Here is a 2875-nt window from a genome sequence, read left to right on the forward strand (position 1 = left end):
GCGTTTGAGGAGCGGGGTCTGGGGCGGAGCCCCCCGCGGCGGAGCCGCAAATCGATACAGCCGGGAAGGGGCGGGATTGGGGAGCCCCCGGCAGGGCACCGGCCTCAGCCCACCGCCGTCACCACCGTCAAGAGGACCACCGAATCCTCAAGGCCCAGCAAACCGTGCCGTTCCTTGGGAATCACGCAGAGCTGGCCCGCGGCCAGCACCGTCTCCCCGCCGCCCACGGCCGCCAGCCGCACCTTCCCCCGCAACACCTGCAAGCTCGCCGCAGGCGGAGTGCCGTGCTCATCGAGCGCGGACCCCCGCGCCAGGGCGATGACGCTCTGGCGCAGGGCGCCGTCGTGGACGATCAGATGCGCGCTGCGCCCGTGCGCGGCGGTCCGTGCGGCGGTCAGATGCTCCTCCGCGAGAGCGGTGAGGTCGTACACGTCCTGCATGGGAGTACTCCGTACGTCGGCGAGGCCGGACCCCTTCCGTCCGGGTTCAGGCCTATTCTGACGTTATGTCAGACAATCAGCCCCCGCACCCCGCCGAACTGCTCGGATTCGACAACACCCTGTTCCCCGTCGGCGACCTCGACGAGGCCGTCGGCTTCTACGAGCGGGCCGGGTTCCCGGTCGCCCACCGCGTCGACGAGGCCGGGCTCGCCATCCTGAAGGTCGGCCCCGAGACGCCCGGCCTGCTCCTGCGCGTCGAGGACGGCGTCGACCACCGCCCGCCGCCGTGGCCCACGCCGCGCGTCTGGATCGAGGTGCGGGACGCCCGCGCGAAGGCGCAGGCACTGGCGGCCGCGGGCATCGCACCCCTCGCGGAGCCGTTCTCCGTGTCGACGGGCTGGACGGTCGAGATCGTGGACCCCTGGGGGAACGTGGCCGGCTTCACGGACTACTCGAAGAGGCCGCAGCTGGCACGGGGCTGACGGTACCGCCCAGCCGCGGCCGACCGAGGGAGACTCAGCCCCGGAGGGCCCCGTACAGCACCACCGCCAGGCACAGCACCCCGACCACCAGACAGCAGCCCCACACCACCCGCCGGTCCGACACCTCCCCCACCAGCTCGGCCCGCTCCTCCTCGCCCAGCTCCACCACGGTCTCCGAAAGCCCTGGTACCCGCGCACCCGCCTCCACCCTCAAGCCCCTCCCTCTCCGGTCCTCCCCCGAGGCAGGCGGTTATACAGGCAGGTCTGGACCTTTCGCTACGCCCATCGCAAACCGGGCAAGTCGCCCCCGGGCGACATCGGACGACACCTGGTACGGACCAAAGGTTGTACGCCTGGCCGAAGTTGGCCGTGTGAGAAGGGACACCGTACGGAGGCGTGACGGTTGTGGCATCGGTTGCGCTTGTTAAGCGGAGAGTGAATTCGTTGCTCTCGTACACGCTGGGTCGTAGCTGAAGGGGTGGGGAGAGGTGGCCGGTGAGGGGAAGAGGGCGCCGAGAGCGGAGGAGATGCGGGGGTACGCGCGAGGATTCGTGGCGCGGGTGACGGAGCGCAGTCGGCTGCCGCTCGACTTCTCCGTACGGAGCCTGCGGGTCGTGGACTTCGTCATCGACGGGCTGCGCAAGGACGGGCGCGGGCGGGCCGAGGTCGCGGGCTCGCTCTTCGGGCTCGGCGCCTACGTCGGCGAGGTCCTGGTGCGCCGCGCCGGTGCCACCTGGCTCGACTTCGACGACAGCCAGCGGGAGTTCTTCGGGCAGTCCGTGGGGGTGCGGATGCCCGACGGGCGGGTGTGGAGCCCGCTGGGGAAGGTCGTGAACCGGTACGAGGCGGGGGCCGAGGAGTCGCTGCAGCTGTTCTATCTGACCCTGCCCGGACGGCACGCGGGCCGGGCGGGAGCCGCACCGAAGGCCGCACCGGAACCGGCACGTTCACTGTGACGGCGTTAAGGGCGCGGTCGCGGTGCGGCCGCGAACACGGGGGCACGGGCACGGTGAGCAGTGTCAGCGGGGGTTGAAGAGGAGCGCGTGGGCGCGGGCGGGGACGAACGACGGGGCCGAAGACGGGACCGGAACGACGGCCGGGACCAGGACGAAGGTCGGGGTCAGCGGCGTACGAAGATCGGGGACGGGGCCCTGACGCGGGCCCTCGCGGACGCCAAGGAGGGGGACGAGGCGGCGTTCGCAAGCGTGTACCGATGGGTGCATCCGGGGCTGCTCGGCTCCGTACGCGGGATCGTCGGCGACGAGGCGGAGGACGTGGCGTCCGAGGCGTGGCTGCAGATCGCCCGGGACCTGCGGCGGTTCACGGGCGACGGCGCGGACTTCCGCCGCTGGGCCGGCGCCGTCGCCCGCAACCGCGCCCGCGACCACCTGCGCCGCCGCATGAGCCGGCCGCGCCTCAGCCTCACCGAGGGCGACGCGCTCGACGTGCCGGACCCGAGGGACACCGCCGACGAGGTCCTGGAGCAGCTCTCGACCGACGACACCCTGGAGCTGGTCCGCACGCTGCCGCCGGACCAGGGCAGGGCCGTGTTCCTGGGCGTGGTCGTCGGCATGGACAGCCCGGCCGCCGCCCGCTTCCTGGGCAAGCGCCCCGGCGCGGTACGGATGGCGCTGCACCGCGGACTGCGGCGGCTGCGGGCCCAGTTGACCGGCGAGGCGGGTCAGGAGGGCGCGCCGCGGGCGCCCCGGCGGCGCGGGGGTTCCGGCCGGGGGCCCACGGGCGGCCCTGATCCGGGGCGGCGGCACTGTCGACGCGGCAGTGGCCACCCGGCGGTGCGGGCGGCCACTGCCGCGTCGGCGGCGGCGTTCGTGGCCACGGCGGCGGCGTCGTTTGGCGCCGCCCCGGCCCTGCCGGTCGCCGCCGGGCTCTTATAAACATAACCGAGCCCACCCCACCGTGTTGGTTCTGGGATGGCGTGTGGGGCGTGGAAAA

Annotated in this window: 5 protein-coding genes; 3 read left to right on the forward strand and 2 right to left on the reverse strand. The window is 73.1% G+C overall.

Annotation, left to right across the window (positions count from 1 at the left end):
* Nucleotides 1-104: 104 nt before the first annotated feature.
* A complete protein-coding gene (locus ACFWZ5_RS45990) occupies nucleotides 105-440 on the reverse strand; it encodes a cupin (protein WP_384806704.1) in 336 nt (111 codons plus the stop codon).
* A gap of 65 nt (nucleotides 441-505) precedes the next feature.
* Between ACFWZ5_RS45990 and ACFWZ5_RS45995 the strand changes: the two genes are divergently transcribed.
* Complete coding sequence (locus tag ACFWZ5_RS45995) at nucleotides 506-922, forward strand: VOC family protein (RefSeq protein WP_384806702.1); 417 nt, start codon at nucleotides 506-508, stop codon at nucleotides 920-922.
* 34 nt (nucleotides 923-956) lie between these two features.
* Here the strand turns inward: ACFWZ5_RS45995 and ACFWZ5_RS46000 are convergent, their stop codons facing one another.
* Nucleotides 957-1136, reverse strand: a complete 180-nt coding sequence (locus ACFWZ5_RS46000; protein ID WP_384806700.1) for a hypothetical protein — start codon at nucleotides 1134-1136, stop codon at nucleotides 957-959.
* Between the two features lie 313 nt (nucleotides 1137-1449).
* On the opposite strand from ACFWZ5_RS46000, the gene ACFWZ5_RS46005 reads away from it, so the two are divergent.
* Complete coding sequence (locus tag ACFWZ5_RS46005) at nucleotides 1450-1878, forward strand: hypothetical protein (protein WP_384806698.1); 429 nt, start codon at nucleotides 1450-1452, stop codon at nucleotides 1876-1878.
* A gap of 195 nt (nucleotides 1879-2073) precedes the next feature.
* Nucleotides 2074-2817: an RNA polymerase sigma factor gene (locus ACFWZ5_RS46010; RefSeq protein ID WP_384893215.1), complete on the forward strand. Its 744-nt coding sequence runs from the start codon at nucleotides 2074-2076 to the stop codon at nucleotides 2815-2817.
* Nucleotides 2818-2875 lie beyond the last annotated feature (58 nt).

The organism is Streptomyces sp. NPDC059003 (assembly GCF_042740445.1).
In the GTDB taxonomy this organism is placed as follows: Bacteria; Actinomycetota; Actinomycetes; order Streptomycetales; family Streptomycetaceae; genus Streptomyces.

Bases quoted from the DNA above. Each gene is read 5' to 3' on its own strand.
- ACFWZ5_RS45990 (WP_384806704.1), bottom strand. From the start codon at position 440: ATGCAGGACGTGTACGACCTCACCGCTCTCGCGGAGGAGCATCTGACC.
- ACFWZ5_RS45995 (WP_384806702.1), top strand. From the start codon at position 506: ATGTCAGACAATCAGCCCCCGCACCCCGCCGAACTGCTCGGATTCGAC.
- ACFWZ5_RS46005 (WP_384806698.1), top strand. From the start codon at position 1,450: ATGCGGGGGTACGCGCGAGGATTCGTGGCGCGGGTGACGGAGCGCAGT.